The following is a 16,905-nucleotide window of genomic DNA, read 5'->3' as shown; positions in this document are numbered from 1 at the left end:
GAGTAATATTAATGGATAACCTCGGCTTTAAACTCACGGCTATTACGGTCGCACTCGCTATGACAGCGTGCAGTCATAAAGAATCTAACGTATCGATGCCACAGCAAGTCGTATTTACAGATGTATCGGCTGAAGTGGGCTTAGATACAGATAAAAATTGGAAATACGGCGGCCCGTCACTCTCTGATCTAAATAACGACGGTTACTACGATTTATTGCTAACCAATCATGACTCTACGCCAGTTCAATTATTCTTATCAAATAGTGACTTTAGCTTTACCAAGCAAGCTGATATTTACCCACGTGTTGATTTACATGGCATGGCCAGTGGCGATTACGATAACGATGGTGATAACGACATTCTGCTTTCATTAGGAGGTGGCAACGGCCTTACCCCTCAACCGCAACGGTTATTACAAAACAATAATGGTCAATTTACTGATGTAACTGAGCAGGCTGGCTTATCAAAAATGGGCGCACGTGGCCGCTCGGTGCGTTGGGTTGATCTTGATAACGATGGCGACTTGGACTTTATACAAGTTAACGCCGAAAAGATGGTGACTGAGAATACCCCACGTAATATTTTGTTTGTGAATAACGGTAACGGCACATTTGAATATCACCCATCCCCAGTATTTGAAAACTTAAATAGTGAGCGTGTGTTAGTCACTGATTTTAACAACGATAATATCCCGGATATTATCGGTTTTAATGGCTATAGCCCTTTGGTTGTTCTACAGGGCAATAATGACCTTTCCTTCACCGATGTAACGTCTCACGTATTACCTGAAGGGCTTGAAACAACAGGAACGTTGACTCTCGCGCATGCAGATATCGATAACGATGGCGATATGGACTACTACCTAGCCAGAGGTAAGCTGCATTACAGCATTGCGAATAATAGCATCTCCTATAATAACGAACTAAAACGTTTAGACTTAAGAGACGAAGGTAATAAAAGCCATGACGGACTAAGCCTCACAACACAAGGGAGTTTGATTTTAAGTGATTTTTATCATTTTCCCCGCGGTAAAAAAATGGCTGCCATGCCAGTATATTTAGGTGAACAACAAGTTCAAATTACAACGCCATCAGATGAGTACGTGATCAACCCAGAGCAAGCACAGGGCTTTGCCAAGTCTATTACTAAAACCGGTTGGTACATTGGTTATTTAGGCAATAACCAATGGCGTGTAGAATGGCACTTAGCTGATGACTTAGCCTGGGATGTCCGTGCTTCATTTAAAAATGTCTTAGATTATAAAACACAGTGGACACCGCAAAACCTTGCATTGCAGGATATTTTACTTCGTAACGACAATGGCCGTTTTGTTGATATATCGTCGCAATTGCCAACTGAAACCATTGATAATAACTGGGGAGTTGTGCCGGGTGACTTTAATAACGATACATTAGTCGACTTTGTTGTTTATCGATTTGGTCATTTAAAGCAGCGAGTTGCCGATCTTTTATTAATTAACCAAGGCAATAACAATTTTACTAGCCAGTTATTAAACTCAGCCACCAGCGAGTTAAATCAAGACTCTCATGGCGATATGGGCGCTGCATTTGATTATAACCATGACGGTAAACTCGATCTGCTAAGTGGTGATGATGACAACGGCAGTTGGCACTTATATAAAAACACCACGCCCATGGCAGATAAACACTTTAGCTTAATACGCGTTGGGTATTCACAAACAGGTATTGATCCATTGGGTGCAAAAATCCACATACGTACAGAGCAAGCAACGCAATATCAACTTGTGGGCTCACACAGTGCAAGCCATTCACAAAGCTTAATGAACATTGCCCATTTTGGCTTAGGTAATGATGCTAACATCAAAGAGATTAGTATCACTTGGCGTGATGGCAGCAATCAAGTATTGCGTAATCAACCCGCAGACCGTTTAATTGATATAGGAAATATAAAGTACTGATAAAAAAGCCCCTATTTTGGGGCTTTTTACTCGTTAACCAAATAACCTCAGGTTACTTAATAACATAATTTGCCGTTTGTTTTGCCTGTTCAATATTCTGCTTATTTAACTGCTCAAAAAACTTATCTATTTCTGCTTTGTATTCCCATGATTGCTGCAATACATTATTTGTATTGTGCTTATTCCACTCATTCCACAGCTTGGCTAATTTCGCTTGTTCAGCGGGTAACGTATCAACCAAGTTATGTTGCTCATACGGATCGGCTTTCATATCAAAAAAACTGCGGCCTACATCCGGTAGTGGTTGGTTCATATATTTATAATCAACAGTACGTACAGCATAAATATTAGGTGCCTCTTCTAAGCGCCAAAATAACGCCTGATGTGGGCTGCCTTGTTTAGTGCCTTGTAAAAATGGCAGTAAATTAACACCATCTAATTTCTTATTATCAGCACCCGCTAGTGCAACTGAGGTTGCAGCAATATCAAGTGACGATACTAAACCAGTAAACTCTTCGCCTTTAGGAATGACCCCTGGCCAATGTGCAATAAAAGGCACATGAATACCGCCTTCTAGTAAAGCCACTTTACCTCGTCTAAAAGGAGAGTTATCAGCCCAATCGCTGGTCGGTTGCCAACTTTCAGGGAATACGCCACCATTATCTGATAAAAAGATGATCAGGGTGTTGTCTAGTTGCGCGGTTTCTTTAAGTGCATCAACGACCATACCTATGCCTTCATCCATAACATCGATCATAGCGGCATATATACGTCGATCTTCATCTTCAATATGCTTATATTTTTCAATATATTCAGCGGGTGCTTGTAGTGGCGTGTGAGGCGCGTTGTAAGATAAATACATAAAAAATGGCGACTCTTGCTGTCGATGAATATACTTCACGGCATCACGGCTAAGCGCTGTCGTTAAGTATTCATCAAATTCGGCCACTTGAGTGTTACGCATCAGCGGCAGTGAATAACCATCTCCGCCAACCGTCACTTGATCAGGCATATAATTATGCCCGCCATCTAAAAAACCATAGAAATAGTCAAAGCCGCGATTATTGGGCTGAAAATGCGGTGCGCCACCCAAGTGCCACTTGCCAAATACTGCGGTGTGATAGCCGACATCCTGTAAACGATTAGCCAGTGTTTTTTCTGATAACGGCAGTCCCATGTATTTATCTTGAGGCATATAACTGACATTATTTTCCATACCAAAACGTGCTTGATACCGTCCTGTTAGCAGCCCGACCCGAGAAGGCCCACAGTATGGATGCGTTACATACGCGTTTTTGAAGCTAACACCATTATTAGCTAATGCATCAATATTTGGGGTTTTGATCTCTTTTGAACCAGTAAACCCTAAATCGCCATACCCTAAGTCATCGGCGAGGATCACCACGATATTTGGTTTCTCCTCGCCGTAACATAGATTACTGAATACACTAAACAGCAATAACCAATAGACAGACTTTAAATGAATTCGCATAGTGTCCCTTTATAACTGACATCTAGATTGATGTGAAAATGATGCCGACACTTTAAATTAGCTTTCGCCTTTACCGCATTCAATATCCTCTATAACGAGTTATAAAATCGTCTTTCCTATACAAATCAACACACTAAAATAAGTTAAATTTCATCACCCTCTACAAAAAGTAAATTGTTAACAAAACTTGACTTATAAGCCTCATTCCCACTATTGTTTTAGTTCTGCCCTATAAAAAATAAAAATTAGCGATGTATTACACAGAATTAAATTGGGATATATTTTTACGTACCGTGATCCCATTTGCAGCTGCCAACATTTTCATCATGGTACTCATTTATTTTACGCTTGTGCGCGAACGCATTGGTGCTGCCTACCCTTTTTATTGCGCTTTTATCGTCTGTTTTATTCTTTTTTTATGCGGACCGATTATTAATGTGATGCCACTTTATGAAGGAAAAAGGTGGTATGATTTTTTTAGAAATATTTTGCTCTTTAGTATTGGCACCCCCTGTTTACTTTTTGCATTATTAACGCAGGCTAAGTTGCAACTCCCCAAACCCTTATTAATAGCACCGGTTGTACTAGGGATTGCATGGTCGTGCTTTTTCCTCTGTGCAGCCCCTTTATATTTTTACAGTCCTAATGAGCTACCTTGGTTAGTTAAATTAGAAAACATAAACGCACAGCATATTTACTCATCTCAATTACTGTTGATCTGCTTGCAGTTGTTACTCCCTTGTATCCTACTATTACAAACAAACCTCAAAGCGTATGTTGCAACTCATGTTTATGGTGCGCTCACACTCAGTGTTTTTATGGGCATTGGTAACGCTTTTGAGCTGTGGGTTATTTACTATGTTGGGGCAAGTCTAAGTGCGCTAATTTGGAGCTGGGCGGTTTATAAAGATATTCAATTTACAAATAGTAAAATTAAACAACACACTGAACACCAAAATGCACTCGCTATAGCGCAATTTACAGCGGCTAATAATCGCCACTTTAGCCAATTTTACCCAGACAAATTAAACAAAGCGTATCCGCTTAAAGAGCGTGTAGCGCTACTTAAGATTATCTGTACTGCTAACCCACATTTAACAGCAACCAAGTTAGACGAGTTATTAGTTAAACTAAAAAGCTATTGCCACAATTCATTTAGCTGTTATCAGATAAGAGCAAAAGAAATCGTATTTATGATGTTTGATCGGGTTATTTTTCAGTGCGGGAATAGTAAAGTATTACTTGATGAGCTTGAAAGTATCGGCAATCGCCTTGATGATGCTAACACTATCGTCAATATTGATGCAGCCCTACATCACGTGATCACAGTATTAAACTACGCGCTTGATCAATTAAACAGTAACACTCCAGATCAACAACTTGTTGATAAAGTAAAAGCGTATATTCTTGAGCAATACCGCCATGATATCTCCATTGCAGATATTGTCAGCGCTGTGGGTGCGAGCCGCTCTCATACAATGAAGGTATTTAAACAGCTTACGGCAACAACGATTAATCAATACCTAGCTGATGTAAGAATAAACCAAGCCAAGTTGCTCTTGCTAACTAAAACAGTCACCGAAACAGCCTATGCGGTAGGGTTTAATAACTCAGCGTACTTTTCAACGGTATTTAAAAAACACACTGAGTTATCACCAAAAGAATACCAACAACACTGTCAATTGAAGTCGTCGATAACAACTTCAAAATGAGCTTATTTACTTATAAGTTCACTATCTCATAACTTATTTTGTCAGTTGATACTTTAGTTTAATTTTTCACCTTACCTGTCGCTGCCCACTCCACCCCACGACGCATAACGCTTATAAAGTGCTCATCTTCGAATGCTTCAATACCATGCCCTAACGTCGTGTGAAACACTCGACCTTGATGATAGTCAACAGTCATGTGCACAGGCTCATGACGTCCAAACCCATTAAATTCTTTATCGTCAAAGGCGCTTGCTAATACTGTTAAATTTTGTGCTGGACCTCGTAGTCGGTTGTATAACTCGTCTTTATTATGACTCCAGCTATTAGGAAGTGACTTTGTGATTGGGTGCGACTGCCGTAAAACGATTTCAAACGCATGCTGCTTGCCATGCCCACCGCCTTGCCCTTTTGAAGTATCACGCTTTAATTGTCCTTGTTCGTCAAAATATATGTAAGGGCCGTCTTTTTCATTACGACCACCCCAACCACCCAAGCCAATCATTCGGTTGTATTCAAGCCATTGTGGAAACGAATTGTTCGCAGCGTGAACAGACACAAAACCGCCACCATTTTTCATGAATGTTTCGAACGCCAATTTCGTTTGTTGCGGCCAAGGTGCAGCTTTCCAACCAAAGTTAGAAATAACTACATCATAATCAGCAAAGTTAGGTAAAAATGTTTCATCTGTGACCGGCTGTTCGAAATCTTGGTGGTTTCTTCCATCATTAGCAGGGAATTGCTCTAGTAACTTTCCACCATTCCACGTCTTTGCAGTTCGATATATATCAACCTCAAACTGACCTGTTTCCTCAAGATATATTTTCATCATATTCGATGTTTTCGGCCAAACGGAATGGTTATTTTGTCCGTCTATTAGCAACACTTTTATCGATGAAGTACTAGCGGAAAATGATGTACAACCGTACAAAAGCACTGTTAATAATATGATGAATAATTTGATCATGAGTTCCCTATTTAATAAGCTCATTTAATGTGTAATATACTTTTTCTACGCTAACACTACGGCCATTGACATCTTTCAGACCAGGGAAGTCAATTTGCACGACTTTATCTGCCATTAATGGCAGTTCAATATCAATCGACTTTTTGTCTTTGCTTAGTGTTATATTACTGACTGGTAATTGAGTTAAGTCTTTTTTTGGCGAGCCATAATTGCCCGAATAATGATAATGCCAAGATTGCGCCGACAAACTGTCTGATTTCACCGACGTTGCGTCCAGCTCATCAGTATATGTTAATTTGAAACCTGTTTTGGTGAGTTTAATCTCTAATAGTTCGAATGGGTTGGTGCCATCCCAAACCACTTTTTCTAAACCGAACGGTTTGCCACCTTGTGCGCCCCAACCTCTTGCGGTTTGCCCAATCCAAAGTTGGCCGTTAACATCAAATTCCGCACGAATATTTCCGCTTTGAAATCTATTCATAAAGTTAATAACCGCACCTTGGTATTTGCCATTCACTTTGTCTAACAAAACACGGAAAACGTTAGATTGCGTTTGGTCACCAATAAAAATTTGCCCCTCAAATGGCCCGAATTTTCCTTGGGTTGTATCCCACTCTGGGTTGCCAGGTGAGTTGGCTACTTCTATATGTGGTATCCAAACCACTGGTTTTTCACTCATTGCAGCCAACGTGTCTAACGATAGGTTTTTAACTTTTTCTTTAGTAAAACCATCAATTTCGATGAGAGATACGGGATGTCCATAAAACTTTCCTTCCTGTAACAAATGCATTTTTGAGGTTGGTACCCAGTCCCCTTGATTATCAGTAAAAAATATTTCGCCACTAGGACTCGCACCGATCCCCGCAGGAGAACGTAAGCCGTGCGCATAGGGGGAGTAACGACCCTTTTCATCTACTTTAAACGCAAATCCCCGATGTCCACCTGCGGTCCCCATCGCGCCCATAGTGAAAGCATCAGGGTTATTATGGCTCAAATTGAGAGTTCCAAATAAATTGCCTAAATTATCTTTTACAGGCCCAAAGGTAAATTCGTGGTAATTGTCGTGAAACTCCCAATCATTTGCCAAAGGTATGTAAGCATCAGCTTTATTATCGTTGTTAGTATCAATTAATCGCGTCAGTTCTGGTTTTTGCGCCACTAAAATTGATCCATCGTCATCAACCATTAATCCCGTTGGTTCGTGTAGGCCTTCGGCAAACTTTGACCATTGCCCTTGTTTAAGATACCAAACTTCACCGAAACGAGTAGCGACCCAAATAACGCCAGCACTATCACTGTCTAACCCTGTAACATGAAAACGAACATCTTTAGGTGTTTCTACGGTGACTATTGTGTAACCGTCAGGTGTATATTCATGTTTTGGTGCTTGCTGTGCATTAATCGATAAAGTAACTGACAGCGTTATTATCGGTGATAAAAGATTAGTTAATACTTTCATGCTGGTTTCACTTCTGAATTGAGGCTGTTAATTGAAAAGAGCCTTTACTGTTAGTAGTAATGACTGCTTTATCAGCAGTGACTTTGCCATTCTCAGATGACCAAATTAGCTTCTCAGAAGTTGGCAAACGTAAAATGACGGTTTTTTTTTGGGTGTTTGAATTGAACAAAAAACTTATTTTATTATTGTGTTTAACCATTGCAGTGACACTAAAATTCGTGTCGCCAATTGCATAGTTGAAGACAGGCTCTGAGTTAAGCAGTTGGTAGCCTTTATAACTGCAAACCTGGTTTTCAGCGGTTGTGTGCTCTATGCCTTGAGGTGATTTAAATATCCATTCACCCAATGGTAAACTTGGATCTTCACCCCGACCTGATATATTAGGGCCTATATTGAGCAAGTCTCCTTGCCATAATCCGTTGATAGAACAAGTTTTACTATTGAATGCGTAGTTCAACTTAGCTGGCGTCCCAACTGATATGCTCAAAGGCGGAAGCGAATGGATGCGTTTTCTAATAACGACAGTGTCTGACGTTGCTTTTATTTCAAACTTTTTGTCGTCCATGATTGTTTTAGCACGGCTCGAAACTGCAAATAGCTTAATGGTCATGTCTAAATTAGTAGCGATAACGGTTAAATTTCTTTGCCCCGGCTTAGTATTTCCTGAGCGATAAGTAAGTTTTAAACGCTGTTTCCCTCGCTTAAGTCGCCAAGTTGGAAACCATGGCGTGCCGCCTTTTAAAACCTGTTTACCATTAATAAAGACTTCCATCTCATGAGGTGCCCCCCACTGTAACCAAAGCTGAGCGTCATTTTCCTTAGGGGCGTAAAAATCGCCTTCAAACTCAATAAAATAATGTTGCACTTCTGGTATTGCAAAGTCAGCAAGGTTGTTTACAAGCGGCCCTGACTTGATCAATTTGTCTTCAGTCACAACCTGATCATTTTCATTGTCTAATTGATAGAGCTTGTATTGAAGATCATCCCAGCCTTCTCGCTTTGACAATATATATGAAACAATTGAGCGAAGCTGAACCTCAGAGAATACATCAGCAAACCCTGGCATTCCGGCACTCATAAAACCGTTTTTTACATTGTTTAATATTTGTGTTGGTCGTTTTCCATGTACCCATTCGCCATCTTTTAAATTAAATCCACTTGCACCACTCAAATCTTTGTTGTGACAAGACGCGCAAACCTGTTCAAACAATACTTTCCCTTGTTGCAATACAACAGGGTTAATGCTGCTTTGAATCAGACTTTCATCAAGCTCGTCAGCACTGACTTCAACAGCAGTAAATATCATTAAAGCAACTATCAAGAATCGTTTAATCATATCGAATACACTCCATATTCTAAGATTTATCGAACGTCCATTGGACGTTTGCACCAAATCCAAGGTCTTGACCTGGTACACCAACGGCCACTTGATAGCTTTTATCGAAAATATTTTGTAAATAAACGTCTAATCTTATGTGTGAACGAATTTTCCATTGTGCTGTGACATCTATTTTGTTGTATGCATTCAAGTCGTAAACGCTATTTTCGCCTGTGTATTGGCTTGTTCCGATAGTTTCCCCAACATAATCAAAATTCAGCGAAGTGGTAACACTGTCACTTACTTGGTATTGAATACCTAACCCGCCCTGCCAATCTGGACGCCCCGTAAGAATTTCGTTTTCGCTGCTCTCAAGATCGATGTAAGTAAGATCGAAATCATATGAAAAGTCATCGTTCAACTGCCCTTGAACAATCAACTCAATACCTGAGCTGATGATTTTAGAGCGGTTTACTAGTGAGAATGTGGCGAAATCGAAATCGACAAGATCGGTATACTCATAGTTGAATACTGACAGACTAACGTTGGCTTTTTCTAATATAAACTCAATACCAATATCGTGGTTTGTTGCTTCTTCAGGGGTCAAATTAGGGTTACCGATCAAGTTATTGCTCAATGCATACAAACTTGGCAATTTAAAAGCAGTGCCGGTATTTGCAAACACGCGTACTTGCTCATTGAATTCATAATTTGCGCCTAACTTCCACGTCGTTTGATCCCCAAAATCTTTGGTGTTGTCGTATCGAATACCAGAGAAAACCGTGACTTTATCTAAGTGCCACTTAGCATCTACAAAGCCTGCAAGGTTTTCTCTGTCTATGTCATATTCGGTAGGCAGATCAAACACAACCATTTCTCCCATACCTGTAAAGGTATGCATTTGCGTACTGCCGTTGGTTTCACCCGATTCTGATTTAAAATCAATACCCACAGTGACCAGAGCATGGTTAAACTGCAATCCATTTAAAAATCGTAATTTATAGTACGAATAGTCGTTCTCAGAGTAGGTTGGTGGCGCTGAAAAATAAGGTGTTATACCTGGTGATTTTAAACTATCTGACGAGTTGAAAACTTCTGCCTGTAACGCTAACTGATGGTATTGGGTAATCTGTTGATTGTGACGTACACTACCTGAATATATTTGGCCTTGCTTGTCATCTTTTGTCGAGTCTTGGGCATACAAAATGCCGCCACTTTGGTCTGCAAGCGCTTTTTGTTGATAGTCGCTTAAACGAACACTAATCTTAGTTTCACTGTCGTTATTATACGTAATGACAGTGTGTGCATTCAGTTCAATGGACTCTTGCTCATCACCGGTAGCCGAGTTATCACTATTGATCGCTGTTACACCTATTGCTGTACTATCAAATGCTAACTTAACCATCGCTGTTTGTGAGCCATTATCAAAGGCGCCAGCAGAAACCAAAGTATTATTGGTATCAGCATCATAGGTAATAAAATTGATCACACCGGCAATGGCATCAGAACCATAAATTGACGATTGGGCGCCTTTGATCACTTCTACACGTTGAATCGAGTCTTTCGATAGCGTACCCAAATCAAAACTGCCGCCACGACTGTCCAAAGGGTTATTTACTTGCACCCCATCTATTTGAACAATAACGAAGTTTGTTTCAGCACCACGTAAAAAAATCTCTTGGCTTACGCCAGATTTTTGTACTCGAACACCAGGCACCAAGGTTAATACATCGAGAGCCGACAACCCTGCGATAGTGTCTATTTGGCTCTTTTCGAGTACGAATAGTGAACTCGGCATTTGATTCGCTTTTACGGGATAGAAATTACCGTAAACTTGTAGCTGCTCAATCTGAGCGTTAACCGACGCGACAAAGAAGAACGACATTATTGTCGCACACATCATTAATTTCGTTTGATAAAACATTACAACCCTGTTTATTTTTTATAACACAACCAAAGAGCCCGCAGTAATACTGCGGGCTCCATATTTAGGCTAAATCGTTAAAAATTAATACGGGTATTAAGTCTAAATGTACGCCCGGTATGATATTGATAAACCGTACGTGACTTAGTTGCTTCACCTTCAAGTGGGCTACCTTCATCAAAAGTAACACCGCCCGCTTGTAAGAATCGGCTAGTGAAGTACTGACGAACTCCTTCATCTGTTAAGTTAGCGACTTGGAAAGAAATACTGATATTATTATTCACTTTATAACTTGCTGAAAAATCAAGTGTTTGACGACCCTCTTCCCAAAGCGAACCATTCTCCCAAGAACGTTGTACTAACTGATCTGTAGTCCCTTGATAAGATAGGCGTAATTGGTGACCATTTTTCTCCCAGAAACCCGTTAAGTTGTAGCTGTGTTCAGGTGTATAAGCAACAGCAAGTGATGGCACTTTAACGTTGCTATCGATAGAAGAGACTTCTTGGTCATACTCTGAATCTTGATAAGTATAGTTAGCCTGTAAACCTAAACCAGACCAAATACCTGGTAGGTTGTCGTAGGTTTGCATGTATTGTAGCTCTAGACCTTTGATAGACGCACCTTTACCATTTTTAATACGGGTAGTATTAAATTTGGCACACATTTGCTCTAAATCACCTGAATACATCCAGTCTAACTTATAATCCTGGCCACCTTGGAACCGTTTAGGCATACACCCTTCTAAACTATCTTGACCGGCAATCAGAACGAGATCGTTTGGATCATAGGTTTCGCCTTCTGTTAAACCTACGTCACGTAAATCATCCATGTAAGTAACGATTGTTTCTGACTCTTCAAAGTTAGTCATGTCTTTATAAAATAACGTAGCAGCTAACAAACCTGACTTGTTAAAGTACCACTCATAAGATAAATCAAGGTTAAATGATTCAAGAGGATCTAGTTTAGGATTCGTCAATGTAATCGAGTTATTACGGTTTTCACCACCCCATTGTGTTTCTCTAACTTTAAAACCAGGGCGAAGAGAATCAATTTGTGGACGCGCCATGGTTTTTGAAGCAGCAAAACGGATAATAGTATCTTCGTTGTGTAAGTAATTTAGATTTAAACTCGGTAAAAATAAATCATACTCATGCTCATCGGTAACAGCAAAAGAGCGCAAGCTTCTGTCTTCCGTTGGTAATAAATTACCTGCTTCATCATAAACACGTTCACCATAAATCCAGTGCTTTTCTGTAGACACATCAGAGTGACGCCATAACCACCATTCAGATTCATTTGGGTTCCCTTGAATTGCATTAGGATCATGACACGGACCTTGATCTGGGATCCTAACATCATCAGTCTTATCATTGGTTCCTAAGGTGTCATAACCCAAACCATCCGTTCTAGACCAACGACTTTCTTCATTATAATTCGTGCCATAAAACAAAGTTGCTGCGCACAGCGGTAAACTTGAATCACGAAGTTCAGCAAGCTTAAATGGGTCCATTAAACGGGCATTATTTGAAGGGTCAAACGCAAATTGCACACCTGATGCACCTTGAACTTCAACCGTTGTTTTGACATAACGAACACCGACATCACCAGTTATACGGCCATCTAGTAACTCAAAGTTAAGTTTTGTATAAAATGCAAGGTTGTCTAATTCTGTACTTCTTGTATTTGAGTCATCTGTTTCAAATGCAACTTCAGGGCTACCTAACGCAACTTCAAACGCCTTGAAAGCTGAAAAACTATTCCAGCCGTCAGTAACATTGTCGCGTCCATAACCAAGGCCCGCCATAAAATCATCAACAGGGAACTCATTGCCATCAGTAATCATGGCTCCGGTTATATCACGTAAGCCACTGCCTAACACGGCTGGTAAACCTGTATTTGGGTTTGTTATTACAACCCCTTCGCCTACATTGTTAAACGAACCCTGCTGCGCATCAACATACTTAGTGCGTTTAGACCATTTAGCACCAAACTCTAAAGAACGAAAGTTATCTGAATCTAAAACGTAGTCAAAATCTACATATAATGATTTTTGCTCATCTTCAACCGTATTTAAGGTTCTGCCCATATATGATAAATGCTGTGCATCTAATTCGTCCGGATTAAACCCTGTAGTACTGTAGTTATCCCACAGGCTTTCTGGGTCACCAAAGGTGTTATGTTCGCCATAGTCAATCAAACCAGTACCGGTTACTAAATTACACTGACCACTAGTGCAATCATAACCTACAGGCTCCATATCTTCTGGCGGTACATCTTTTAAGCTCCACGCACTAATATTGGCAAAATTTTGTAATGCCACATACACAGAGTTATTGGGGATTTGCTCAGTTTTAGAGTAACCAATACCCGCATCCATTGTTAGTGAATCACTGAAGTTATGCTTCATATCTAAAGAAAATATTTGATTGTTATTTTCAAAATCCCCTTCAGATTGTACCAAACCACCACTGCCAAAGCGGTTAACAAACTTAGTAAATGTATTGGTTTCTAAATCAATGGTACGCCAGTCTTGCTCAGGATCCGTAAACTCAGCAGTTACACCTGCCAAGCCAGGGTCTTCACCTTCAACCAAGTTTTTCGTCTCTACTGAGCGAGTATTAATGCCATGCATAGAGTTATTTATATCTTGCTTACCAACAATAGCATTAAAGTTAAATTCGGTATTTTCTGACGCTCGCCACTGTAAACCTAGATTAAAATTAACCCGATCATTTTGACTTTCATGATATTGATATTGAACTGTACGCGGTGTAATACCGGCAGCATTTTCAACTATATTACCATTTGTATCTTTCGCTAAAGGAGACTGTAAAGCATACCACTCTGTGGCTGAGTATTGATCTTTACGATAAGCATTGGTTTCTTTAACGGCTGTAACAACCACACCAAACGTATCATCAAAAAACTTACGAGAAAAAGTGCCCGACACCTTATAATTATCTTCTTCTGATAGGTCGTTATAACGGCCTTCAAGTGTCATGGTGTTTATTTCATAATTTAAATCAAGTGGCTTAGTGGTACTTAGGTTAATATTTGCACCTAACGCACCTTCTTCATGATCTGCACTTGGGGTTTTTACAACTTCGATTTTAGATAAGATATCTGAAGAGTACTGTGATAAATCGACACCTTGGCTATAACCTGTTGAGCCAAGCTGAACACCATTCATACTGATATTATTTTGTTGTGAATTCGCACCACGTACAGTCACTCGCGCACCTTCACCGTCAACTGTCTGCACTGAAACACCGGTTACACGTGATAGCGCATCGGCGATGTTTTGGTCAGTCGATTTACCGATATCTTCTGCGTTGATTGAATCAACAACATTTTCTGCAAAACGTTTATCGTTAATTGATTTTTTAACACTTGCCGCTAAGCCGCTAACTTCAATGATCTCAATATCATCTTCTGCTTCTGTTTTCTTTTCTTCTTGCTGGGCATAAGCAAAGTGTGTAGCAAATAAAGCGACGGTTAAAGCGCTTAATTTGAATGTCTTACTTTTGGTTGTCATGTGTGTGTTCCCCGTTGAAGGTTTATTATGTTGTTACGTTATTATTTTGTAAACAATAGTATGAACAACAAGTCATTGTCAACTGTATTTTGTTAACAATATATAATTTATTAATAAAAAAGTGAAACCGCAATTACGCTGTGTTTCACTTTTAAAAATCAATAAATATGAGTGCTATAAATTGTTAGTTAAACATCCTATGAATGTTAAAAGGGCTTTATATATGGCCAGCCAGCAAATTGCTTACCTGTTGCTGGGTTTGTGCTCCATTCCCAGCATTCTAATTGGTAATGCTTAGCCTGATGGTTCACTTTAATAATGCCGTACCCTTCACTTTTCAGTTCTCGGTCAGCTAAAAATTTACCCCATGTATTATTCTGACGTGCAAACTCTGTATGAGTTATTTTTGGGTTTGCAGCAGCAAGCACTCTCATTTTATTGCCGAAGGAATCGGTGAAATCGCCAGTATTCATATCGTTATTACGTTGATTAGTCAGTGCCACTTTAGGCTCAAACCAACGCTGCCAAAATGCAGCACTCGCAGGGCCTGCAAAAAATAAACTACCATCATCAAAACGATTAATACCTTGGTAAGCTAATAAACCTAGATGTTGATCCCCAGCAATGACTAAAGCATTTGCCTCGCTAACCAATTTAACTGCCCGAGTTCGACCATCAGCAGGATAACCATTTGAATCATAATCAATTAATGCCTCACCATTTTCATCAGTTTGTGGCGAGCCCCACATGGAGGCGGTAATACACACCTTAGGTTTACCAGGATGCATACTTTGCCACGCTTTTAAAAATGATTCTTGGCGTTGCCCTAATAACTCACCCGTTGTCGCAAGTTTGTTTACTTTATAATCTGGTGGTGTTTTAAATTTACGATCTTCAACAATGGCAAAACTAATGCCGCCGTATTCAAACGCAGCATAGGCCACTGGAATGTCGTATTTAATCGGAGTGGGATCATAAGGGTCTGGGTTATGGCCATGTTGAATACGATAAACCATTCTGACCAAGTCTTTATCCCATTTAAAACCGCCATCTTCTTCTTTAGGTAATTCTGAATTTTCGCCGCCATCACCCCATAAGTTACCTTGTAGTACATCATGGTCATCAGCCAAAATAATCGTTGGCTTATCTTTTATACTGTCAGCGAACGCCCAATACCATAAATACCACTTATATAAGGTATCGAGTTTTGCATCTGGTGTGTGACGCCCATAACGGGTTGGGTATGTTTCATAATATTGGTCACCACAAAACACAAACATATCAGGTTTGTGATAAGCCGCATTTTCCACTAACTCAGTGTGGGGAAATAAGATGTTATCTTTGGTATAGCGTCCAATCTCTCGCTCTTTAGCAATAAGTGGCGTGTAATGGGTGTTATCTAAACTTTTTGATGTCGGAATGATGCAAGAATACAGCGCGATGGTAAATTCTTTGCTGATTTGTGGATCTGCCGCGACGATACCTGAATACAAGGCAGTATCTGGTTTTTTGGGATCCACAACCCGGTATTTATAAGCATTTAGATAATCCCAGTTACTCAACCTAAACCTAGCCACAAAACCATCTTCAATCGGTGCAGTAGCTCCTAATTGCCATTGCTGCTGGCCTTCACGTTGGTATTCCAACCGTAGTTTTGCTAATACCTGTGTATCGACTGGCATCAGTTGGCAGGTTAACTTAAGTATATTTTTATTAACTGTGTACATACAACCCACAACAGGACCAAGGGTATTACTATTGTTCTGTGTTATTTTCGCACCACCGGTTTCAATATCACTAAACCCCCAACGCGCACCTGCAACTAATGGCTCTGATGAACTTAGTAAAGAGATGCCACCTTGTAACTGCTCTGCAGGCACTTTGTGTAATAGCGCAAAGCCGAGCTCTTGAGCAGTATCCGCATCAGTAGCAACTAAGCGTATATCAAAATGCTCGCTATCTATGGGATCTAAATGACAATCCAGTGTAATTTTAGCGCCATCTTGGTACTGTTTCAGGTTAAACAATTCTCGATTGATGGTTTCAAACTTTAGCGCTTTATTTTCATCATCAAACTGACGAAATGATAATTTACCACCGCTATCAAATGCAGCAATGATCCCGCCATTAACCCCACCAGCGCGTTGCGCCAATGCAGCGCCTTTAGCGGTTAATTCGCCTTTGCCAACACCCAACAAAAAGCCACAAAAGCCATTCTCACCTGGGGTTAGATTACGCACGGTGGCTTTAATGCGTCCGCTCTGTAGACTGTTATTAAGCTGGCGTGTTAATAATGATACCGTGCGGGCTTCAAAATCTTTCCCTTCACGAGTGCACTGTAATTCATTGCCAGCCCTTTGCCAGTCCTGCAAACGATTACCCCAAAACTGCTCACCCAACCATACTTGCGGTGTAAACTGTGCGTTATCCAAAGCCGATGTTGTAGCAAGATCACTACGGTACGAGGCAAAAAGTCCAGCACACCCGCTCAGTAGACTAGTGCCCACTAAGCCTGCAGATAGTTTTAAAAAACTTCTCCTTTTCATCGTTTTACTCGCTT

The 16,905-nt window shown here is 40.2% G+C and carries 9 protein-coding genes; 2 read left to right on the top strand and 7 right to left on the bottom strand.

What is annotated here, in order from left to right; all coding sequences use genetic code 11:
- The first annotated feature begins 11 nt into the window (after positions 1-11).
- The gene (locus PHAL_RS0115065; protein ID WP_016709256.1) at positions 12-1,940 is read left to right on the top strand and encodes a CRTAC1 family protein; all 1,929 of its coding nucleotides are present in this window, start codon (positions 12-14) and stop codon (positions 1,938-1,940) included.
- Between the two features lie 52 nt (positions 1,941-1,992).
- On the opposite strand, the gene PHAL_RS0115060 is transcribed toward PHAL_RS0115065, so the two are convergent.
- Positions 1,993-3,432: a sulfatase family protein gene (locus tag PHAL_RS0115060; RefSeq protein WP_016709255.1), complete on the bottom strand. Its 1,440-nt coding sequence runs from the start codon at positions 3,430-3,432 to the stop codon at positions 1,993-1,995.
- 251 nt (positions 3,433-3,683) lie between these two features.
- On the opposite strand from PHAL_RS0115060, the gene PHAL_RS0115055 reads away from it, so the two are divergent.
- Positions 3,684-5,144, top strand: a complete 1,461-nt coding sequence (locus tag PHAL_RS0115055; protein WP_016709254.1) for a helix-turn-helix transcriptional regulator — start codon at positions 3,684-3,686, stop codon at positions 5,142-5,144.
- Between the two features lie 58 nt (positions 5,145-5,202).
- Here the strand turns inward: PHAL_RS0115055 and PHAL_RS23120 are convergent, their stop codons facing one another.
- From PHAL_RS23120 to PHAL_RS0115025, 6 genes are all read right to left on the bottom strand, one after another.
- On the bottom strand, positions 5,203-5,973 hold the full coding sequence (locus tag PHAL_RS23120; RefSeq protein WP_016709253.1) for a ThuA domain-containing protein: 771 nt from the start codon (positions 5,971-5,973) through the stop codon (positions 5,203-5,205).
- Positions 5,974-6,115: 142 nt separating this feature from the next.
- Positions 6,116-7,567: a DUF7133 domain-containing protein gene (locus tag PHAL_RS0115045; protein WP_016709252.1), complete on the bottom strand. Its 1,452-nt coding sequence runs from the start codon at positions 7,565-7,567 to the stop codon at positions 6,116-6,118.
- A gap of 7 nt (positions 7,568-7,574) precedes the next feature.
- On the bottom strand, positions 7,575-8,957 hold the full coding sequence (locus PHAL_RS0115040) for a cytochrome c (protein WP_232321819.1): 1,383 nt from the start codon (positions 8,955-8,957) through the stop codon (positions 7,575-7,577).
- Complete coding sequence (locus tag PHAL_RS0115035) at positions 8,923-10,809, bottom strand: TonB-dependent receptor plug domain-containing protein (protein WP_016709250.1); 1,887 nt, start codon at positions 10,807-10,809, stop codon at positions 8,923-8,925. The genes PHAL_RS0115040 and PHAL_RS0115035 overlap by 35 nt, the downstream gene beginning before the upstream one ends.
- 77 nt (positions 10,810-10,886) lie before the next feature.
- Positions 10,887-14,345: a TonB-dependent receptor gene (locus PHAL_RS0115030; RefSeq protein WP_016709249.1), complete on the bottom strand. Its 3,459-nt coding sequence runs from the start codon at positions 14,343-14,345 to the stop codon at positions 10,887-10,889.
- 206 nt (positions 14,346-14,551) lie between these two features.
- Positions 14,552-16,891, bottom strand: coding sequence for an alkaline phosphatase D family protein (locus PHAL_RS0115025; RefSeq protein ID WP_016709248.1), 2,340 nt, complete (start codon positions 16,889-16,891; stop codon positions 14,552-14,554).
- Positions 16,892-16,905: the final 14 nt, after the last annotated feature.

The sequence above is a fragment of the Pseudoalteromonas haloplanktis ATCC 14393 genome (assembly GCF_000238355.1).
GTDB lineage: Bacteria > Pseudomonadota > Gammaproteobacteria > Enterobacterales > Alteromonadaceae > Pseudoalteromonas > Pseudoalteromonas haloplanktis.
Note: the sequence above shows the minus strand (reverse complement) of the source record. Positions and strands in the feature narration are given on the sequence as shown.